Consider the following 16,870-nt stretch of genomic DNA (forward strand, 5'->3'; position numbering starts at 1 on the left):
CCCAGAACGGTGTTGGCGAGCACAGCGTCGACGGGCACGTTGTGTCGACACACATGCGGTCGGTTTGCACGTGGTCGTTGAGCACAGTGCCGGGAACACAAGGGGTGAGCATGCACGAGGAAAGCGCAACTGCGGTCGATCAACGAGGACTCGCAGGTGAGCAGGCGGCCGTCGACGTCCTTTACGCCCGCGTCGACACTCTGCGCGACGAGGCAGGCGAACGACTCACCGAGATCCGCCGCACCGGCCCCTCCGGCTCGCCGCAGAACCGCTCGGAACGCGATTCCTTCGCCACGCTGTATGAGGATCGCATTGCGCAACTGGACGCCGTCGAGGACAGGCTGTGCTTTGGTCGCCTCGATCTGCGCGACGGCGAAAATCTCTACGTGGGCCGCATCGGCCTCTCCGACGAGGAGCATGCACCGCTGCTCACCGACTGGCGCGCACCCGCCGCCCGAGCCTTCTACTCCGCGACAGCGGCCAACCCGGGACCCGTCGTCAATCGACGCCACCTGACTACGCGTCACCGCGTGGTGACCGCCATCGAGGACGACGTCCTCGACGTGGAGGCCCTGCGCGAGTCGGGCGCCGACGCATCGTTGGCCGGCGAGGGCGCGTTGCTCGCGGCACTCGGCGAGCGCAGGACGGGCAGGATGGGCGACATCGTCGCGACCATCCAAGCCGAGCAGGACGAGGTCATCCGCGCGCCGATGCAGGGCGCGCTCGTCGTCCAGGGAGGGCCCGGCACGGGAAAGACCGCAGTGGCCCTTCACCGCGCCGCCTACCTGCTGTACCACCACCGCCAACAACTCGAGAGCCGCGGCGTCTTGCTGATCGGGCCCTCACGCTCGTTCCTGAACTACATCGACCACGTGCTGCCGTCGCTCGGGGAGACCGGCGCGGTCAGCACCACCATGGGCGGCCTGGTGCGTGGCATCGATACCTCAGCCATCGAAAGCGACCCGATCGCGTCCCTCAAGGGCAGGACCGCGATGGCGGAGGTCATTCGGATGGCGGTCCGCGAGCGCCAGCGGCTTCCGCGCGCCGACCAGGAGTTCCGCATCGACGGCCGCACGGTGATCATCCGCAGGGGTGACGTGAAGGACGCCCAACTGCGAGCGCGCCGCGACGGCAAGCCGCACAACCGGGCTCGCAAGACCTTCGCCAAGGACATGCTCGGCCGCCTGGCGACGCAACTCATGGAGCAGCTCGACCACTCGCTGGGCGACGACGACCGGGCGGAGTTCGAGCGCGACGTCCGCGACGACAAGAACATCCGCGTCGCCATCAACCTGTGCTGGCTCCCCGTCTCCCCCACGCAGCTACTCCGCGACCTCTTCGCCAAGCCGCACCTGCTGGCCTACGCGGCGCCGTCCTTCAGCGCCGACGAGCGCGCGCTACTGCTTCGCGCACCCGACTCCCCCTTCACCGACGCCGACGTACCCCTGCTCGACGAGGCCGCCGAGCTACTCGGCGACATGCCCAACGCCGCCAAGCGTGCACGCGACGACGTTCCGTCGGCGGAAGAGGTCCAGTACGCCAGGGACGTCATCGACAGCTTTGGCGCCGACAGCATGATCAAAGTCGATGCCGAGGTGCTCGCCGCCCGCATGCAGTCGGGGCCTGGCCGGATGTCGGTGGCCGAGCGCGCCGCCAATGACCGCACCTGGGCCTACGGGCACGTCGTCGTGGACGAGGCGCAGGAGATTTCCCCCATGGGGTGGCGGATGCTGCTCAGGCGTTGCCCGACCCGTTCCTTCACCATTGTGGGCGACGTCGCGCAGACCACCGCGAGCGCTGGGACGCGCTGGTGGCCCGAGACCATGGACCCGGTATTCAAGGACGCGTGGAACCTGCGCGAGCTGACCGTGAGCTACCGGATTCCCGCCGCGGTGGCGGAGGTCGCCCAGTCATTCGCCGCTGCCGTCGGCCTGCCGGTGAGTCACCTCACTGCCGCTCGTGATCTCGACGACGCGGTCGCGTTCACCGACACCCCCGAGCCCAGCGCGGCTGCCACGCGGATCGCGGCGGACCACGCACGTCGGCTCGGATCTACGGGCGGCGGGCTGGTGGCCGTCATCGCCCCAGAGCAGTGTCTTGCCGACCTCTCGCGCCAACTGGCCGATGCCGGGGCCGAGGACGTCGCCGTGGTTTCCGCTCGCGGGGCCAAGGGACTGGAGTTCGACGTGGTCGTCGTGGTGGACCCCGCCGTCATAGCCGAGCGTCCTGGAGACCTCTACGTGGCGCTCACGCGGTCCACTCAGCGTCTGGAAGTGGTCCACCCGGGAGCATTGCCCCCGGGACTCTAGGTCGCGCTACACGTCCTCGCAGGGACCGGAACCCGCGATAGCCAGGCCCTCCAGGTCGCCCGGGCCCCATTCGGTCACCGAGGAATTGGACGCATTCATGAGTTCCTCCGGGTCCGACACGTGAGCGAGGCCAAGCACGTGACCCCACTCATGCATGACGATCGCTTGCGCGAGTTCCTCCCCGCCTCGCGAGTCGATCAGCCGGATCATGTCCTCGCTGTCGAGGACGATGACCCCGGAGTGCAGGTACCGCTGATCGCCGTACGCGCCGTTGACGGCGCTCGATCCGCCCACGCCGGTGACTGAATCCGCGAGATCGGGGTTCTGATCCTCCGTCGCCCACCCCACGATCACGGGCGCGAAACCCTCGCCGTACTGCGGCTGGATGAGGTTGCGTTCGAAGTCCGCGGGTTCGCTCGTGGTGCCCTCGTAGACGAACTCCATTCCGGTGGCCGAGGCCACGCGGTCGACTGCGGCGTGAAGCAGCGGAACCGCGCCGGACGGCATTCCTCCCGGCGCCAGCACCCAAGAGATGGGCCGACACGGGTCATACCGGACGGGGCCCTCCCCCGGAGTCTGAAAAAGAAAGTCGTACGAACCGGTCGTGTCCGGCACGATCACTGCGCTGCGACGCTGGGCCGGACCGTCTGGGAGCGGAATCGTGACCTCACCCTCCCCCTCGATCAAGGAGTTTCGGGGGGTGCCAAAGTTCTGCAGGTCCGCGATCCCGATGTCCTGCCAGCTCGCAAAAACAAGGGCCCCGGCCACGCCGCAGGTGACAAGGACAGCGAGGCGAGAGGCGCGTGACATACCCCAAGCCTGCCACGTGCTGGCCATGGAGTTGGAAACAGTGGAAAAGTGCGAGAGAATCAGGCCTGTGCGAGCACTCCTACTTGAAAACCTTCATCCCAAAGCCACCGAGATCCTCGGGGGCGCCGGCATCGACGTTGAAAACCACGGCGGTGCGATGGACGAAGACGAACTCATCGAAGCCCTCGTCGGCGTCGAACTTCTCGGACTGCGGTCCAAGACGCAACTCACAGAGCGGGTGATCGAGGCATCGCCCTCGCTGATCGCGGTCGGCGCCTTCTCCATCGGCACCAACCAGATCGACCTTGCTGCTGCAGCGCGCAAGGGAATCGCGGCGTTTAACGCGCCGTTCTCCAACACGCGCTCCGTGGTGGAGATGGCCGTCTCCGAGATGATCTCGTTGACGCGTCGCCTCCCGGAACACAACCGACTCATGCACCAGGGCGTCTGGAACAAGAGCGCGGACGGCGCGCACGAGATCCGTGGCCGCACGCTCGGAATCGTCGGCTACGGAAACATCGGCTCGCAGCTCTCTGTGATCGCCGAGGCGCTCGGAATGAACGTCATCTTCTTCGATAGCGCTGAGAAGCTCGCGATGGGCAATGCCACGCGCATGCCCACGCTCGAGTCGCTGCTCGAGACGGCGGACATCGTCACCCTGCACGTGGACGGACGCCCCGGCAACCAGGGCTTCTTCGGAAGCGACCAGATCAACGCGATGAAGAGCGGGGCACTGTTCCTCAACCTTTCGCGCGGGTTCAACGTCGACGTCGACGCGCTGCGCAACGCCCTCAACTCGGGCCACGTCGGCGGTGCCGCCATCGACGTCTTCCCCGAGGAGCCCAAGAAGAAGGGGGACCCCTTCGTGACTCCCCTACAGAACTTGCCCAACGTGATCCTGACCCCCCACATCGGCGGGTCCACGGAGGAGGCACAGCGCGACATCGGAATTTTTGTGTCGACGCGACTACGCGACTACGTAAAGAACGGCTCGACGTCACTTAGCGTCAACCTTCCCAACCTGTCACTGGAGCAGGTGAACGGTTCCTACCGAATCGCCCACCTCCACTCCAACATCCCTGGTGTACTAGCGGCCGTCAACCACGAGCTCGCGCAGCACGACGTCAACATCGACGCCCAGGTACTTTCCACACGTGGCGACCTCGGATACGTCGTCACAGACGTCGCCGCAGGCACCGACACGGGGGCGCTTGACGCCCTTGCCGGCATGCCCGGCACCGTCCGCTTGCGAGTTCTCTCATAAAAAACACCGACCAAACCAAAGCCGTCGCCTTCGCCGACCTCGGACTACCTGACGCCCTCGTAGAGCAGCTCTCCCGCTCTGGGATCGAGACCGCGTTCCCGATTCAGGCCGCAACCATCGCCGATGGCCTGGCCGGGCGCGACGTGCTGGGCAAGGCGCGCACTGGCTCGGGCAAGACGCTCGGCTTCGGCCTGCCTGCCATCGTCCGTCTCGCCGAGACCGGACGCCCCGAGGCCAACAAGCCTCGCGCCATCGTCTTGGTGCCGACGCGCGAACTCGCGATGCAGGTCAACGACGCGCTCGAGCCTTACGCGCACTCCATGCACGTCTCCCTGCGCTTGATCGCGGGCGGGCTCTCGATGTCCAAGCAGGTCTACGCGCTCGAGCGCGGAGTCCACATGGTGGTAGCAACCCCCGGGCGCCTGGCCGACCTAGTCCGCCGAGGCGACGCCGACCTGTCGGACGTCTCACTCGTCGTGCTCGACGAGGCTGACCACATGGCAGACATGGGCTTCATGGAGGAGATCACCGAGATCCTCGCCCGCGTCCCCAAGGGCGGGCAGCGACTGCTGTTCTCGGCCACCCTCGACGGCGACGTCGACAAGCTCGTTCGTGACTACATGAGCGACCCCATCCTTCACGACGTCACGGATGGCGACGACGCGTCCTCCTCCATGACGCACGTTGGCCTCAACGTGCCCCCGCACCTTAAGTACCAGATCGCGAACCGCATCGTCTCCCGCGAGGGCCGCACGATCGTCTTCGTCCGCACCAAACTGGGCTGCGACCGCATCGCCGGCCAGATGCGCGAAGCCGGCGTCAACGCCATCGCGCTGCACGGCGACAAGTCGCAGGCGGAGCGCAATACGGCCATTAGCGGCTTCCGCGCGGGGACCGTTCCGGTCCTCGTAGCGACCGACGTCGCCGCACGCGGAATCCACGTTGACGCTGTAGACCTGGTCATGCAGATCGACCCGCCCGCGGATCACAAGGACTACACGCACCGCGCCGGCCGCACCGCACGCGCCGGGCACGCCGGCATGGTCGTCACCCTGGTGCTTCCGCACCAGCGCAAGACCGTGGACAGGCTGTTCGAGAACGCGGGCATCGAGCCCCTGTTCCGCAAGATTCGCGGCGACGACAGCGAGTCGATGGCGATGGTCGACATGCTCACCGGCGGCCACGAGCCCAGCGGAATTCCTGTACCCGAACCACGCGTTCCCCGCTCGGCTAGCGGCCGCGGCCGCCCCGAGCGCGGCGGTGGCTCACGCGGTCGCAACGACGGCCCGCGCCGCCCCAGCAAGAACATGTCAGACGGCGGACGGTGGGATTCCCGCCGCGAGGACAGCGGCGCGTCGCGTGCCCGAGACGACCTGGCCCGCAAGGAACGTGACCTGGCGGAGCGCGAGCGTCGCCTAAGCATGCGCGAGCAGGAGCTGACCGCACGCTCATCGGCCCCCCAGTCCGCGCCCACGCAATCGCAGCCCGCGCGCAACTCTGACGACCGCAAGCCGTACCAGCGGGATGAGCGCAAGTCGTACGACCGCAAGCCTTACCAGCGCGACGAGCGGTCGCGCCCCGAGACCGGCCGTGACGACCGTAAGTCCTACGACCGCAAGCCGTACCAGCGTGACGACCGCTCCTCGGGCTCGACCTCTCGCGACGCCCGCCCCGCGAAGTCCTCATGGAGCAAGGACTCCAAGCCCACGGGTAGCCGTGACGACCGTAAGTCGTACGACCGCAAGCCGTACCAGCGGGACGACCGCTCCTCGGGCTCGTCTTCTCGCGACGACAGGCCCGCGAAGTCCTCATGGAGCAAGGACTCCAAGCCCACGGGTAGCCGCGACGACCGCAAGTCGTACGATCGCAAGCCGTACCAGCGCGACGAACGGTCGCGCCCCGAGACCGGCCGCGACGACCGTCAGTCCTACGACCGCAAGCCGTACCAGCGCGACGACCGCCCATCGAGCTCGTACTCCCGTGACGACAGGCCCGCCAAGTCCTCATGGAGCAAGGACTCCAAGCCCACGGGTGGCCGCGACGACCGCAAGTCGTACGATCGCAAGCCGTACCAGCGTGACGACCGCTCAGGTAAGCCCGCTGGCCGTGACGAGCGCTCTTCGGGTGGACCCAAGCGGTCCTATGACTCCAAGAGCTCGGGTCCGGACCGTTCAGGAGACAAGCCTTCGAGCGGCAAGCCCAAGTACGGCAGCTACAACGACACTCCTGGCAAGGGCAAGAAGTCGCCCAAAAAGTCTAATCGGAGCGGGAAGCCTCGTCCGAAGAAGAAGTAGCCGACTCGGCGTCTTCGGCGCGTAGGCGAGCAATCGCCGCGTCGAAGTCGTCGAGCGTCTCGAACGCCTGATAGACGCTCGCGAACCGTAGGTACGCGATTTCGTCGAGCTCCCGCAGCGGCGGAAGGATCGCGAGGCCGATGTCGAGGGCGTTGATCTCCGCTTGACCGTTGCCGCGGATGGTCTCTTCTACCTTCTGCGCCAACTGCGCTAGGTCGTCCTCGCTGACCGGGCGCCCCTGGCAGGCCTTCTTGACGCCCGACATGATCTTCTCGCGACTAAACGGCTCCGAGACTCCAGCACGCTTGAGCACGGACAGACTCGCGGTCTCGACGGTGGTGAAGCGGCGACCGCAGGACGGGCACTCGCGGCGCCGGCGAATTGAAGCGCCGTCGTCAGAGGTGCGCGAGTCGACGACCTTGGAATCGGTGTGACGGCAGAAAGGACAGTGCATACCCGCATTATCCCACGTCAGGCATAGGACCTACGAACAGGTGCCCGGCGCCGACGCGACCCAATCGTCAGCCCGGGCCACCTCAGTGCGTGAGGACGGCCACGTGCGATTGGCGAGAGCTGCCGATTGATCGGCTCTACCGGGACTGCACTACCTGGGGTGCTCGACCACGGCTGCGCTACCTGGACTACTGAACCCGGACGGGACTACTTGAGCCGGATTGCTAGACCTGAGCCGGTAGCAGAAGTTCCTCGCCCGCTCGCAACGCGGAGGACTCCATTACGTTGAGCCGCTGGATCGCTCCTACCGTCTCACGTACGTCGTCGCCGGAGGGTGTGATCGAATTGGCGATCACCCATAGCGTGTCACCCGGCATCACCGTGTAGGTGTCCGCGTTAACTACGGCCGAAGCGTCATCAGCAGAACTGTTGGCGAAGGCCTGAGGTCCCACGACTACCGCCATCGCTAGCAACACGACGACGAAGCCGGCACGCTTCGCTCGGGCTGCGGGATTGTTAGGTGCGTAGATCTTCATGACTTCCTCCAGTCGAACAGGTGTTCGTCGAACGTGTGTTCTATTTCTAGCACTCGACACTGACAAATAGCAAGACACGCTCGAACATTTGTTTGATTTTATGCTCAACGTGCCCTACCGTCTTAAGACAAGAGCATCACGCGGGTCTGACATTGACCGGGACTACGCGGTGCACCTGAAGGACAAGACGCAAGGGGATTTCTCATGGCTGACGACGTGAACCGCACTGACGGCGGCGCGACCATTCATCAGTTCCCCGACCTGGGCGGCCGCAACTCGCTCACGGAGCGCCAGCGTCAGATACTGGAGCACATCCGCGACGCGGTGGCGGATCGCGGATACCCGCCGAGCATGCGCGAGATTGGCGAGGCCGTCGGCCTGACGTCCACCTCGTCGGTGACGCACCAGCTGCGCACGCTGCAGGAGAAGGGCTACCTTCGCCGCGACCCCAACCGACCGCGCGCGATGGAAGTGGTGATGCCCAGCGCCGAGGCCGAGGAACCGTCGATCACCGCGACCTCAGCGTCTATCGCCTCAGCCGATGAGAACGTCTCGAGCGTGCCGCTCGTTGGCCGGATCGCGGCCGGTGGCCCCATCCTCGCGGACCAGGCGGTTGAGGACATCTTTACGTTGCCCACCCAGCTCACCGGCCACGGGGACCTGTTCATGCTGAAAGTTTCGGGTGACTCGATGATCGATGCCGCCATTTGCGACGGCGACTGGGTGGTCGTTCGCAAGCAGAGCACGTGTGAGAACGGCGACATCGTCGCGGCCCTGCTCGACGACGAAGCGACCGTCAAGACTTTCCGGCAGCGCGACGGCCACGTGTGGCTGATGCCCCACAACCCCGCATACACGCCCATCGACGGCGACCACGCGACCATCATGGGCAAGGTCGTGTCGGTGATGCGTCGCCTCTAGGCGCCGCCCACAGCGTCCGCCGGGTAGCGAGGTAGCCGGGTAGCGAGGTAGCCGGGTAGCCGCTGCCGGTCTACTTTCCCGCGCGCCAGCCGTCCTGCCAGTGGAAGCCGCCGTTGATGGCGCGGCGCATGGCCTGCATCGCGTTCGCGATGGTGGTCTGATAGACCCTGGATTCGTCCGTCGTGGCGTTGTCTGCCATCTCGCGACTGGTCCCCATGAAGTGTTCGAGGTACTCGGCAAAGCGTTCCCGCTCGGCCATCTGGCCCCTCACGAAATCCTCGGACGGCTCGTTATCGGTCATCGTGTCAGCTCCTTGAAGGCTTTTTGCTCGAACTCAAGCGTACGGGTTCAGGCGGCGGGCGTGCGCCGCGAGGTTAGAGGCCGTCCGCCGTTGCCGCGGCATCCAACCTGCGGAGGGCCTCGAGCACCTTCGCCTTGTCGTTGGTGGGCCACAGCGGTGGCATTGACTTGGCGAGGAAGCCCCCATAGCGCGCTGTCGCCAGGCGAGAGTCGAGGACAGCGACCACTCCCCTGTCCCCCGTTCCCCGGATAAGCCGTCCAGCGCCCTGCGCCATCAGCAGCGCGGCCGATGTGGCGGACACGGCCATGAAGCCGTTTCCGCCCCGCTTACCGACCTCTTCGGTGCGGGCCTGAGAGATGGGGTCGTCTGGCCGCGGGAAGGGAATGCGGTCGATGATGACGAGCGACGACGACGGCCCCGGCACATCGATCCCCTGCCACAGCGACGTCGACCCGAACAAACACGCCCGCGGGTCGGCTTTGAACTGCTCGACGAGTGTCGACACTTGGTCGTCAAGTTGGTACAGGATGGGCACATCGAGTCGCTCGCGCATCGCCTCCGCGGCCGCCAACGCCGCCTTGTGCGATGAGAACAGCCCGAGGGTCCGGCCGCCCGCCGCGCGGATGAGCGACTCCATCTCGTCAAGCGCCTCGGCAGAGATACCGCCGGGACCTGGGCGCGGAAGTTCAGACGCGACGTAGAGGATCCCCGACTTCGAATAGTCGAAAGGACTTCCGGCATCCATCGAGGTGGGTCCGTCAAGCCCCAGGTGGCGCGCCATCGCGTCGAACTTTCCCCCCAGCGCGAGTGTCGCGGAGGTGAATATTGTCGCCTTGCCCTCGAGCAGACTGCCCTTGATCAGTCCCGCCACGTCCAGGGGGGCCGCAACAATCCGCGACGGACGCGGAGCCTCGTAGTCACCGTCGGCAGGCGCGAGCCAGATCACGTACTTGCCGTGCTCGCCCTGTAGCTCCTCACACACGTCAAAGACCTCGGTGAGCGCGGCTGAGGCAATCTTGGCGGCCGCGCCGGCACGTTCGGTCACCTTGCCGACCTCCGTCAGGGCGGCGCGTGAGGCACCGCGAATCAGTTCTACCGCCTCGGCCAGCGAGTCTGGCAGGCCCAGGCGTAGACGCCCGTTCTCCGCATCGCCGAGCGCGCCGTCCAACCGCCTCGCCGCCGCGTCTAGGTTCTCCGTGGTGACTCCGCAACGCCGCGCTGAGCGGGCCGCGCGGTCCACCGATGCCACCGTGAGCTCGCGCGTCGCGGACGACGTGATGCGCTGCACTAGTTCATGGGCCTCATCGACGATGAGCACATCGTGGTCGCCCAGCATGTCGTGACTCGTGGCCTGCACCCCGAGCACCGCGTGATTGGTGACCACTACGTGCGCCTTGGATGCCTCGTCCCTGGCCTTCTGCGAGAAGCACTCGTCGATCATGGGGCACTTCTTCTCGAGGCACTCCCTGCCGGAGACACTGACCTGAGCCCACGCCCTGCCCGGCACGCCGGGGATAAGGTCGTCGCGGTCCCCCGTCTCGGTCTCGTCGGCCCACTCGTTGATGCGCGCCACCTGCTTGCCCAGTTCGCTGGTCGGGCCAGAGAGGATGGGAAGCATGTCGTCATCGGGCTCCGGGTAGCCGCCCGCCATCTTGTGGACGCACAGGTAGTTGCTGCGGCCCTTGAACAGGGCGAGGCGCGGTCGCTCGCCGAGGTCCTCGGCCAAAGCATCGGCTACCTGCGGAAGGTCTTTGGTGAACACCTGACGCTGCAGCGCAAGGGTGGCGGTAGAGACGATCACACGCTTCTTCTGGCGTACCGCGTGGGCCACCGCAGGAACCAGGTAGCCCACTGACTTACCTGTACCGGTGCCCGCCTGAATGAGCGCGTGTTCCCGCGAGGTAATAGCGGCATCGACCGCCAGCGCCATGTCGCGCTGGCCGTCCCTCTCCTGACCCCCGAGCGCCGCTATCGCCTTGGCGAGAAGCGCCGTGACGTCGTCACTCACGCCGGCGTGGCAACCGCGGCACGCAGGCGCGCCGCTAGCGACTCGTCGACCAGCGCCTCGATCCAGGTCCCGTCGGGATCGTGGCGCTCGACCAGAACCTCGCCGTGCTGATGTACCTCGCTCACGAGGTCTCCGCGAGTGTAGGGAACGGTCACGTCGATACGGATGGACGGACGCGGAAGCGCCTCGGCCAACGCTGCCATCAGCTCGGTGATGCCCGCGCCGGTCATGGCGGACACCTCGATGGTCTGGTCGCGGCGAGCGCGCAGACGCATCAACGTCTCGGGGTCGGCGATGTCGGTCTTATTGAGGACCAGAATCTCGCGCACGTCCGAAGCACCGGGGACGTCAGCCAACACAGTATGGACGGCTGTGATCTGCCCCTCTGGGTCGGGGTGGGCTGCGTCCACGATGTGCAGGATCAGGTCCGCGTTGGCGGCTTCCTCGAGCGTCGAGGAGAAGGCCGCTACGAGTTGGTGCGGAAGATTGCGCACGAATCCGACCGTGTCGGATACCGTGAATTCGCGGCCGTCAGGAGTCTGGGAGCGGCGCACGGTGGGGTCGAGGGTCGCGAACAGCGAGTTCTCCACCAGCACGCCCGCGCCTGTGAGCCGGTTCAGTAGCGAGGACTTCCCGGCGTTCGTGTAGCCAACGATCGCCACGTTCGGGAGCGCGAGGCGGCGATCCCGGCGGACCTCCCGGGCAGGGGCCATCGCCTTGATCTGACGGCGAAGGATGGCCATGCGGGTGTGGATGCGACGCCGATCCAGCTCAATCTTGGTCTCGCCGGGGCCGCGGGATCCCATTCCAGCGGCCGCTCCACCCACCTGGCCACCGGCCTGGCGGGACATCGAGTCACCCCAGCCGCGCAGGCGCGGCAGCAGGTACTCGAGCTGCGCGAGCTCGACTTGAGCCTTGCCCTCCTTGGACTTCGCGTGCTGCGCGAAGATGTCCAGGATGAGGCCCGTGCGATCGATCACCTTGACCTTGACCACGTCCTCGAGCGCGCGGCGCTGGCTGGGCGCCAACTCGTCGTTGACAACCACCGTGTCCGCCCCGACCTCGGCGACTATGGCCTTGACTTCGAGGGCCTTGCCCTTGCCGATGTACGTCGCCGGGTCCGGGTGTGGCCTGCGCTGCAGGACCCCGTCCAGCACCTTTGATCCTGCGGTCTCGGCAAGCGCGGAAAGCTCGCGCAAGCCAACCTCCGCGTCCTCGAGGTCGCGCACGTACTGGCCAACCAGCACCACCCGCTCGAGCCGCAGCTTGCGGTACTCGACCTCGCTGATGTCTTCCAACTCGGTGCTGAGGCCGTCGACGCGCCTCAGCGCGGCGCGTTCCTCGCGATCCAACTGGTCGCCGTCGTAGTCGGTGCGCGCGGTTCCCCCGGCGCTGACGGCGGTGCCCTCGCGCGAGAGCACGCGGCTGATGACCGCATCGGCGCGGGAGGGCTCGGGCAGTTCGGACTCGTGGGGTTCGCTCATACTCCCCCCATTGTCGCACCTCGGCGCGCCGCGCGGGGTACGCTCGCTTACCGTGAGCGACGACCACTACTTCACTGCCCAGCCCGCGTCCGCCGATGAGCGACGCGTCATCTCCGTGACCCTCGCCGGGCACGACCTCGACTTCGAGACGGCGCCGGGGATCTTCTCCCCCGGACGCATAGACGGCGGCACCGCCGTGCTCTTGCGCTACGTGCCCACACCCCCGGCGGGCGACCTCCTGGACATCGGTTGTGGGTGGGGGCCCATCGCACTTACCGCTGCATTGGAAAACCCCGACACCAGGGTGACCGCGATTGACGTGAACGAACGCGCGCTGGACCTCCTGCGCCGCAACGTGGAGCGCGCGAGCTCACGCCACCCCTTGGGCGAGGTCGTCGTGAGCACGCCGGGCGACGTGCCCGCTGAAGCGATGTTCGACGCGATCTGGTCGAACCCCCCGATTCGCATCGGCAAGGAAGCACTGCACGAGCTCCTGGCGACCTGGCTGCCACGGCTGCGGCCGGGCGGCGAGGCGCACCTCGTCGTGCAGAAGAATCTCGGCGCGGATTCGCTGGCCGCCTGGATTGCCGCACAGCGCGACGATGCCGGCCCCTGGGGTCACGTCGAGAAGCTCGGCAGCTCCAAGGGCTTCCGGGTGCTCCGGCTCACGCGCGCCGCGGCCTAGCGTCACCGGTCGGTCGCGACCCACCGCTACGGCGCTCACGCTGGGCGCAATGCGCGTCAGGGACCACTGGGGCACTCAGCCTGGGCTAGGACCCGCGCTCAGGGGCCACTCGGCGACGCCTCCGGCCGAACCGTGCGCTAACGGACCACCAGGGCACTCGTAGCGCGCTAAGCGTGCGTAAACAGACCCATAAGGCGCTCCGCCCGCGCTAAGCGTACGTAAGCGGACCCCTAGGGAGTTCTGGTGGGCGTGGTTGGGGACCGGACTGGCTACGCCGTGATGACGCCGTCCGCCAACAGGACCGCGGGGCCCTCCAGCACGGTCTGGTCGCCCGCTATCCGTACCGTCACGAGGCCGCCGGGCACCTCGACGTCCCAAACGTCGGGGGCGACGTCCCCCGCCCACTCGCGCACGGCCAGCGCGACGGCGCAGGCACCCGTGCCGCACGACTGGGTCTCCCCTGAGCCGCGCTCGTGGACACGCATGCGAACCCGGCCGCGCGGGACGCCGTCGACCACGGATCCGCCACGAGTGACGACGAACTCTACGTTGGTCCCCTGGGCTGGCGCGGGGTCGACGACGGGCGGGCTAGAGAGGTCGAGGCCGTCTAGTTCGTCCAAGGTGGCCAGGGCGACTACCCGGTGCGGGTTGCCCACGTCCACGCTGAGTCCGGGGTGTGGGAGCGAGAGCCCCGCAACCGCGACCTCGGAGTCGAATCCCTGGGTGTTGGCGCCCAGGGCCCACGTGCCCATCGCCACGGAGTACTGGCCGCCACCCAGCGCGGTCACGGTGCGCGGGCCTCCGCGGGTGGCGATGGTCAGGCCGCCGCTGAGGTCGACGCCGGCCTCGCGCTCCAGGTAGGCGCCGAAGACTCGCGCGCCGTTGCCGCACATCTCGGAGGTGGACCCATCCGCATTCCAGTAGTCCATGAACCACGTGTCGGGGGCGAATTCGGCGCCAGCCTCGAGGTTCCCGGCGCGCACGGCACGGATCAGGCCGTCGCCGCCGATGCCGCCTCGCCGGTCGCACAGGAAGCTGGCGAGGTCGGTGGTGACGTCCAGGTCCCCATGCTCATCGAATACCAGCACAAAGTCGTTCCGGGTTCCGTGACCCTTGGTGAAACGTAGCCCTCGCGCGGCGGCGGGCATGCTGGAGTTCAGATCAGACATGGCGTTAGCCTACGCAGTCACAGCCCGACAGCCCGAATCGAGTCCGCGATCGCGCGCGGCACGTCGTCCGCGTCGTGGGGTCCGTCGACCCATTGCACCCGGGGATCCGGGCCGAACCAGCGCTGCTGCTTTCGGGCCAGGCGCCGGGTGTGCTGCGCGATGAGGTCGATCGTCTCGCGTTCCGTCAGCTCGCCGTCCAAGTGCCGTAGCGTCTCCGCGTACCCCACTGCCCTGCGCGCCGTGATCGCTTCTCGGATGCCGTCGGCCTCGAGCCTGCGCACCTCGTCCACGAGCCCACCGGCCCACATCGCCTCTACTCGCGCATCGATACGGGCGTCCAGGACGTCGTACTGCGCGCGTAGCCCCACCTGCACGGCCGGGATGGCGTACTCCTTCACCGGTAGCGAGCTGGAGAACTTCTCGCCGGTGATCTCGATGACCTCGAGAGCACGGACGATCCGCTTGGCGTTCTGCGGCTGGATACGGGAAGCCGCCTCCGGGTCCGACTCGAGCAACTCGCGGTACAGCGCCCCAGGGCCCTCGACGTCGGCTCGCGCCTCCAGCCTGGCCCGCACATCGGGATCGGTCGCGGGGAACTCGAACTTGTCGAGGAGTGCTCTCAGATACAGCCCGGAGCCTCCCACCACTATCGCGCGCCCGCCCCGCGAGTGGATGCCGTCAATGACCGCGCGCGCCTGCTCCTGGAACAGCGCGACAGTCGCGTCCTGCGATACGTCGAGGGTGTCCAACAGGTGATGCGTCACGCCGTGGCGCTCGGCGACCGGGAGCTTGGCGGAGCCAATGTCCATGCCCCGGTAGAACTGCATCGAGTCGCCGTTGACTATCTCGGCCGGCGTGCCGCGCTCGATCAGGTGCTCGGCGATGCCGATGCTGACCGCGGACTTGCCCGTCGCGGTCGCGCCGACGACGGCAATCACCTGGGGTGCGTCACTTCCGGCCGATGCTATCGATGAGTTGGCTTCCATCTCACGCACGCCCTAGTCCACGAGGCACGGAACTACCCGTCACGCGCCCGGCCGACGCAGGCCGGGCATGCCCAGCCCCACCGGGACTCCGGGCGCCGCTGCGCCGGCACCGCACGCGTCGCCGCACCCGCCCGTCGCGTGCTCATGTTCGCCGGACTTCACGGCGTCCCAGGCGTCTCCCGCACGCGTGCGGCGCACCTCGTAGACGCCGCCATCGAGCGCGGAGTCCGCGACCAAGTGGAACGGCGCGCCGTGAGTGACGCTGACCGTCACCATGTCGCCGGGGCGCGGAGCCGCGACCTCGCCGTGCCCGTCCGCTGCGGGCTGCGCCGTGGTGGAGGGAAGGCTGAAGTGCACCAGGCGGTTGTCGCGCGCTCGTCCCGTCAGCCGGTCCGAGGTGTCGTCCTTACGGCCCGCGCCGTCGAGCACCATGACCTCAACCGTGGTGCCGACGAGCGCCTGGTTCTCCTCCAGCGCGATCCGCTTCTGAAGTTCGAGCAGGCGCACGAATCGCTCCTGCACCACCTCCTTGGCGAGCGGCTCAAGTTCGAAGGCCGGGGTGCCGGGGCGCGGCGAATACTGGAACGTGTACGCGCTGGAGAAGCGTGAGGCCTCGACCACCCGCATCGTCTCCAGGAAGTCCTCTTCAGTCTCGCCGGGGAAGCCGACGATGATGTCAGTGGTGATCGCGGCATTGGGCATCGTCGCCCGCACCTTGTCGAGTATTCCGAGGAACTTGCTCGACCGGTAGGAGCGTCGCATCGCTCTCAAAACCGCGTCGGAACCCGACTGCAGCGGCATGTGCAGGCTAGGCATGACGTTGTCCGTCTCAGCCATCGCGTCGATCACGTCGTCGGTGAAGGCCGCAGGGTGGGGCGAGGTGAATCGGACCCGCTCGAGCCCCTCGATCTCGCCGCACGCGCGCAGCAGCTTCGCGAACGCCCCACGGTCGCCGAACTCGATCCCGTAACTGTTGACGTTCTGACCCAGCAGCGTGATCTCGACCGCGCCTTGTTGTACCAGCGCGTTGATCTCAGCGAGGATCTCGCCCGGCCGGCGATCGCGTTCCTTGCCGCGTAGCGACGGCACGATGCAGAAGGTGCAGGTGTTGTTGCAACCCACGGAGATCGACACCCAGGCCGAGGCAATGGCGTCTCGTCGCGACGGCAGGGTCGAGGGGAAGACCTTGAGGGACTCCTCGATCTCGACCTGGGCCTCGGCGTTGTGACGAGCGCGCTCGAGGAGCACAGGGAGAACGTCGATGTTGTGCGTGCCGAACACCACGTCGACGTAGGGAGCGCGCTTGACGATGTCGCCGCGGTCCTTCTGCGCAAGGCAGCCGCCCACGGCGATCTGCATCCCGGGATTCACTGCCTTGATGGACGCCAGCTGGCCCAGGTTTCCGTACAACTTGCCTGAGGCGTTCTCGCGCACGGCGCACGTGTTGATGACGACGACGTCAGCGATCTCGGCGGAGGCCGGGGCGGCAACGTAACCGGCACCCTCGAGCAGTCCGGCCATGTGCTCAGAGTCGTGGACGTTCATCTGGCAGCCGAGCGTCCTCACCACGTAGGTGGGCGCTAGCGCGTCGCCGTCGGTAGTGCTGGACGATGCGCGGTGGGTGGGGCGGGCAAGCGGTGTCTGCGTCAT

Annotated in this window: 14 protein-coding genes; 5 read left to right on the forward strand and 9 right to left on the reverse strand. The window is 67.2% G+C overall.

What is annotated here, in order from left to right:
- Positions 1–110: 110 nt before the first annotated feature.
- Positions 111–2,309 (forward strand): HelD family protein, encoded by a 2,199-nt coding sequence (locus tag ACQU6B_RS08065; RefSeq protein ID WP_430867033.1) that lies wholly within the window; start codon positions 111–113, stop codon positions 2,307–2,309.
- A gap of 6 nt (positions 2,310–2,315) precedes the next feature.
- Here the strand turns inward: ACQU6B_RS08065 and ACQU6B_RS08070 are convergent, their stop codons facing one another.
- Positions 2,316–3,119: a matrixin family metalloprotease gene (locus tag ACQU6B_RS08070; RefSeq protein WP_430867034.1), complete on the reverse strand. Its 804-nt coding sequence runs from the start codon at positions 3,117–3,119 to the stop codon at positions 2,316–2,318.
- A 25-nt stretch (positions 3,120–3,144) separates the two neighbouring features.
- On the opposite strand from ACQU6B_RS08070, the gene serA reads away from it, so the two are divergent.
- Entirely contained in the window at positions 3,145–4,383 is a 1,239-nt protein-coding gene (serA, locus tag ACQU6B_RS08075; RefSeq protein ID WP_430867035.1) for a phosphoglycerate dehydrogenase, read from the forward strand.
- Positions 4,384–4,526: 143 nt separating this feature from the next.
- Entirely contained in the window at positions 4,527–6,677 is a 2,151-nt protein-coding gene (locus tag ACQU6B_RS08080; RefSeq protein WP_430867036.1) for a DEAD/DEAH box helicase, read from the forward strand.
- On the opposite strand, the gene nrdR is transcribed toward ACQU6B_RS08080, so the two are convergent.
- Both nrdR and ACQU6B_RS08090 read right to left on the reverse strand, forming a co-directional pair.
- The gene (gene nrdR / locus ACQU6B_RS08085; RefSeq protein WP_430867037.1) at positions 6,640–7,131 is read right to left on the reverse strand and encodes a transcriptional regulator NrdR; all 492 of its coding nucleotides are present in this window, start codon (positions 7,129–7,131) and stop codon (positions 6,640–6,642) included. The genes ACQU6B_RS08080 and nrdR overlap by 38 nt on opposite strands.
- Positions 7,132–7,354: 223 nt before the next feature.
- Complete coding sequence (locus ACQU6B_RS08090; protein WP_430867038.1) at positions 7,355–7,666, reverse strand: LysM peptidoglycan-binding domain-containing protein; 312 nt, start codon at positions 7,664–7,666, stop codon at positions 7,355–7,357.
- 204 nt (positions 7,667–7,870) lie between these two features.
- Here ACQU6B_RS08090 and lexA point away from each other — a divergent pair, with 204 nt between their 5' ends.
- Positions 7,871–8,587, forward strand: coding sequence for a transcriptional repressor LexA (gene lexA, locus ACQU6B_RS08095; protein WP_430867039.1), 717 nt, complete (start codon positions 7,871–7,873; stop codon positions 8,585–8,587).
- Between the two features lie 70 nt (positions 8,588–8,657).
- On the opposite strand, the gene ACQU6B_RS08100 is transcribed toward lexA, so the two are convergent.
- The 3 genes from ACQU6B_RS08100 to hflX all read right to left on the reverse strand — a co-directional run bounded on the left by ACQU6B_RS08100 (position 8,658) and on the right by hflX (position 12,380).
- A complete protein-coding gene (locus ACQU6B_RS08100) occupies positions 8,658–8,888 on the reverse strand; it encodes a hypothetical protein (protein WP_430867040.1) in 231 nt (76 codons plus the stop codon).
- Positions 8,889–8,961: 73 nt separating this feature from the next.
- On the reverse strand, positions 8,962–10,896 hold the full coding sequence (locus ACQU6B_RS08105) for an ATP-dependent DNA helicase (RefSeq protein ID WP_430867041.1): 1,935 nt from the start codon (positions 10,894–10,896) through the stop codon (positions 8,962–8,964).
- A complete protein-coding gene (gene hflX / locus ACQU6B_RS08110) occupies positions 10,893–12,380 on the reverse strand; it encodes a GTPase HflX (RefSeq protein WP_430867042.1) in 1,488 nt (495 codons plus the stop codon). Before hflX ends, ACQU6B_RS08105 begins: the two co-directional genes overlap by 4 nt.
- Before the next feature lie 52 nt (positions 12,381–12,432).
- Between hflX and ACQU6B_RS08115 the strand changes: the two genes are divergently transcribed.
- Complete coding sequence (locus ACQU6B_RS08115) at positions 12,433–13,065, forward strand: class I SAM-dependent methyltransferase (protein ID WP_430867043.1); 633 nt, start codon at positions 12,433–12,435, stop codon at positions 13,063–13,065.
- A 269-nt stretch (positions 13,066–13,334) separates the two neighbouring features.
- Here ACQU6B_RS08115 and dapF read toward each other — a convergent pair whose 3' ends face one another.
- Genes dapF through miaB form a run of 3 tightly spaced genes read right to left on the reverse strand, consistent with a single transcriptional unit; the run spans position 13,335 to position 16,870 of the window.
- Positions 13,335–14,234: a diaminopimelate epimerase gene (dapF, locus tag ACQU6B_RS08120; protein ID WP_430867044.1), complete on the reverse strand. Its 900-nt coding sequence runs from the start codon at positions 14,232–14,234 to the stop codon at positions 13,335–13,337.
- A gap of 17 nt (positions 14,235–14,251) precedes the next feature.
- Complete coding sequence (miaA, locus tag ACQU6B_RS08125) at positions 14,252–15,220, reverse strand: tRNA (adenosine(37)-N6)-dimethylallyltransferase MiaA (RefSeq protein ID WP_430869228.1); 969 nt, start codon at positions 15,218–15,220, stop codon at positions 14,252–14,254.
- 39 nt (positions 15,221–15,259) lie between these two features.
- Positions 15,260–16,870 (reverse strand): tRNA (N6-isopentenyl adenosine(37)-C2)-methylthiotransferase MiaB, encoded by a 1,611-nt coding sequence (gene miaB, locus ACQU6B_RS08130; protein ID WP_430867045.1) that lies wholly within the window; start codon positions 16,868–16,870, stop codon positions 15,260–15,262.

It is taken from the genome of Demequina aurantiaca (assembly GCF_050598105.1).
GTDB lineage: Bacteria > Actinomycetota > Actinomycetes > Actinomycetales > Demequinaceae > Demequina > Demequina aurantiaca_A.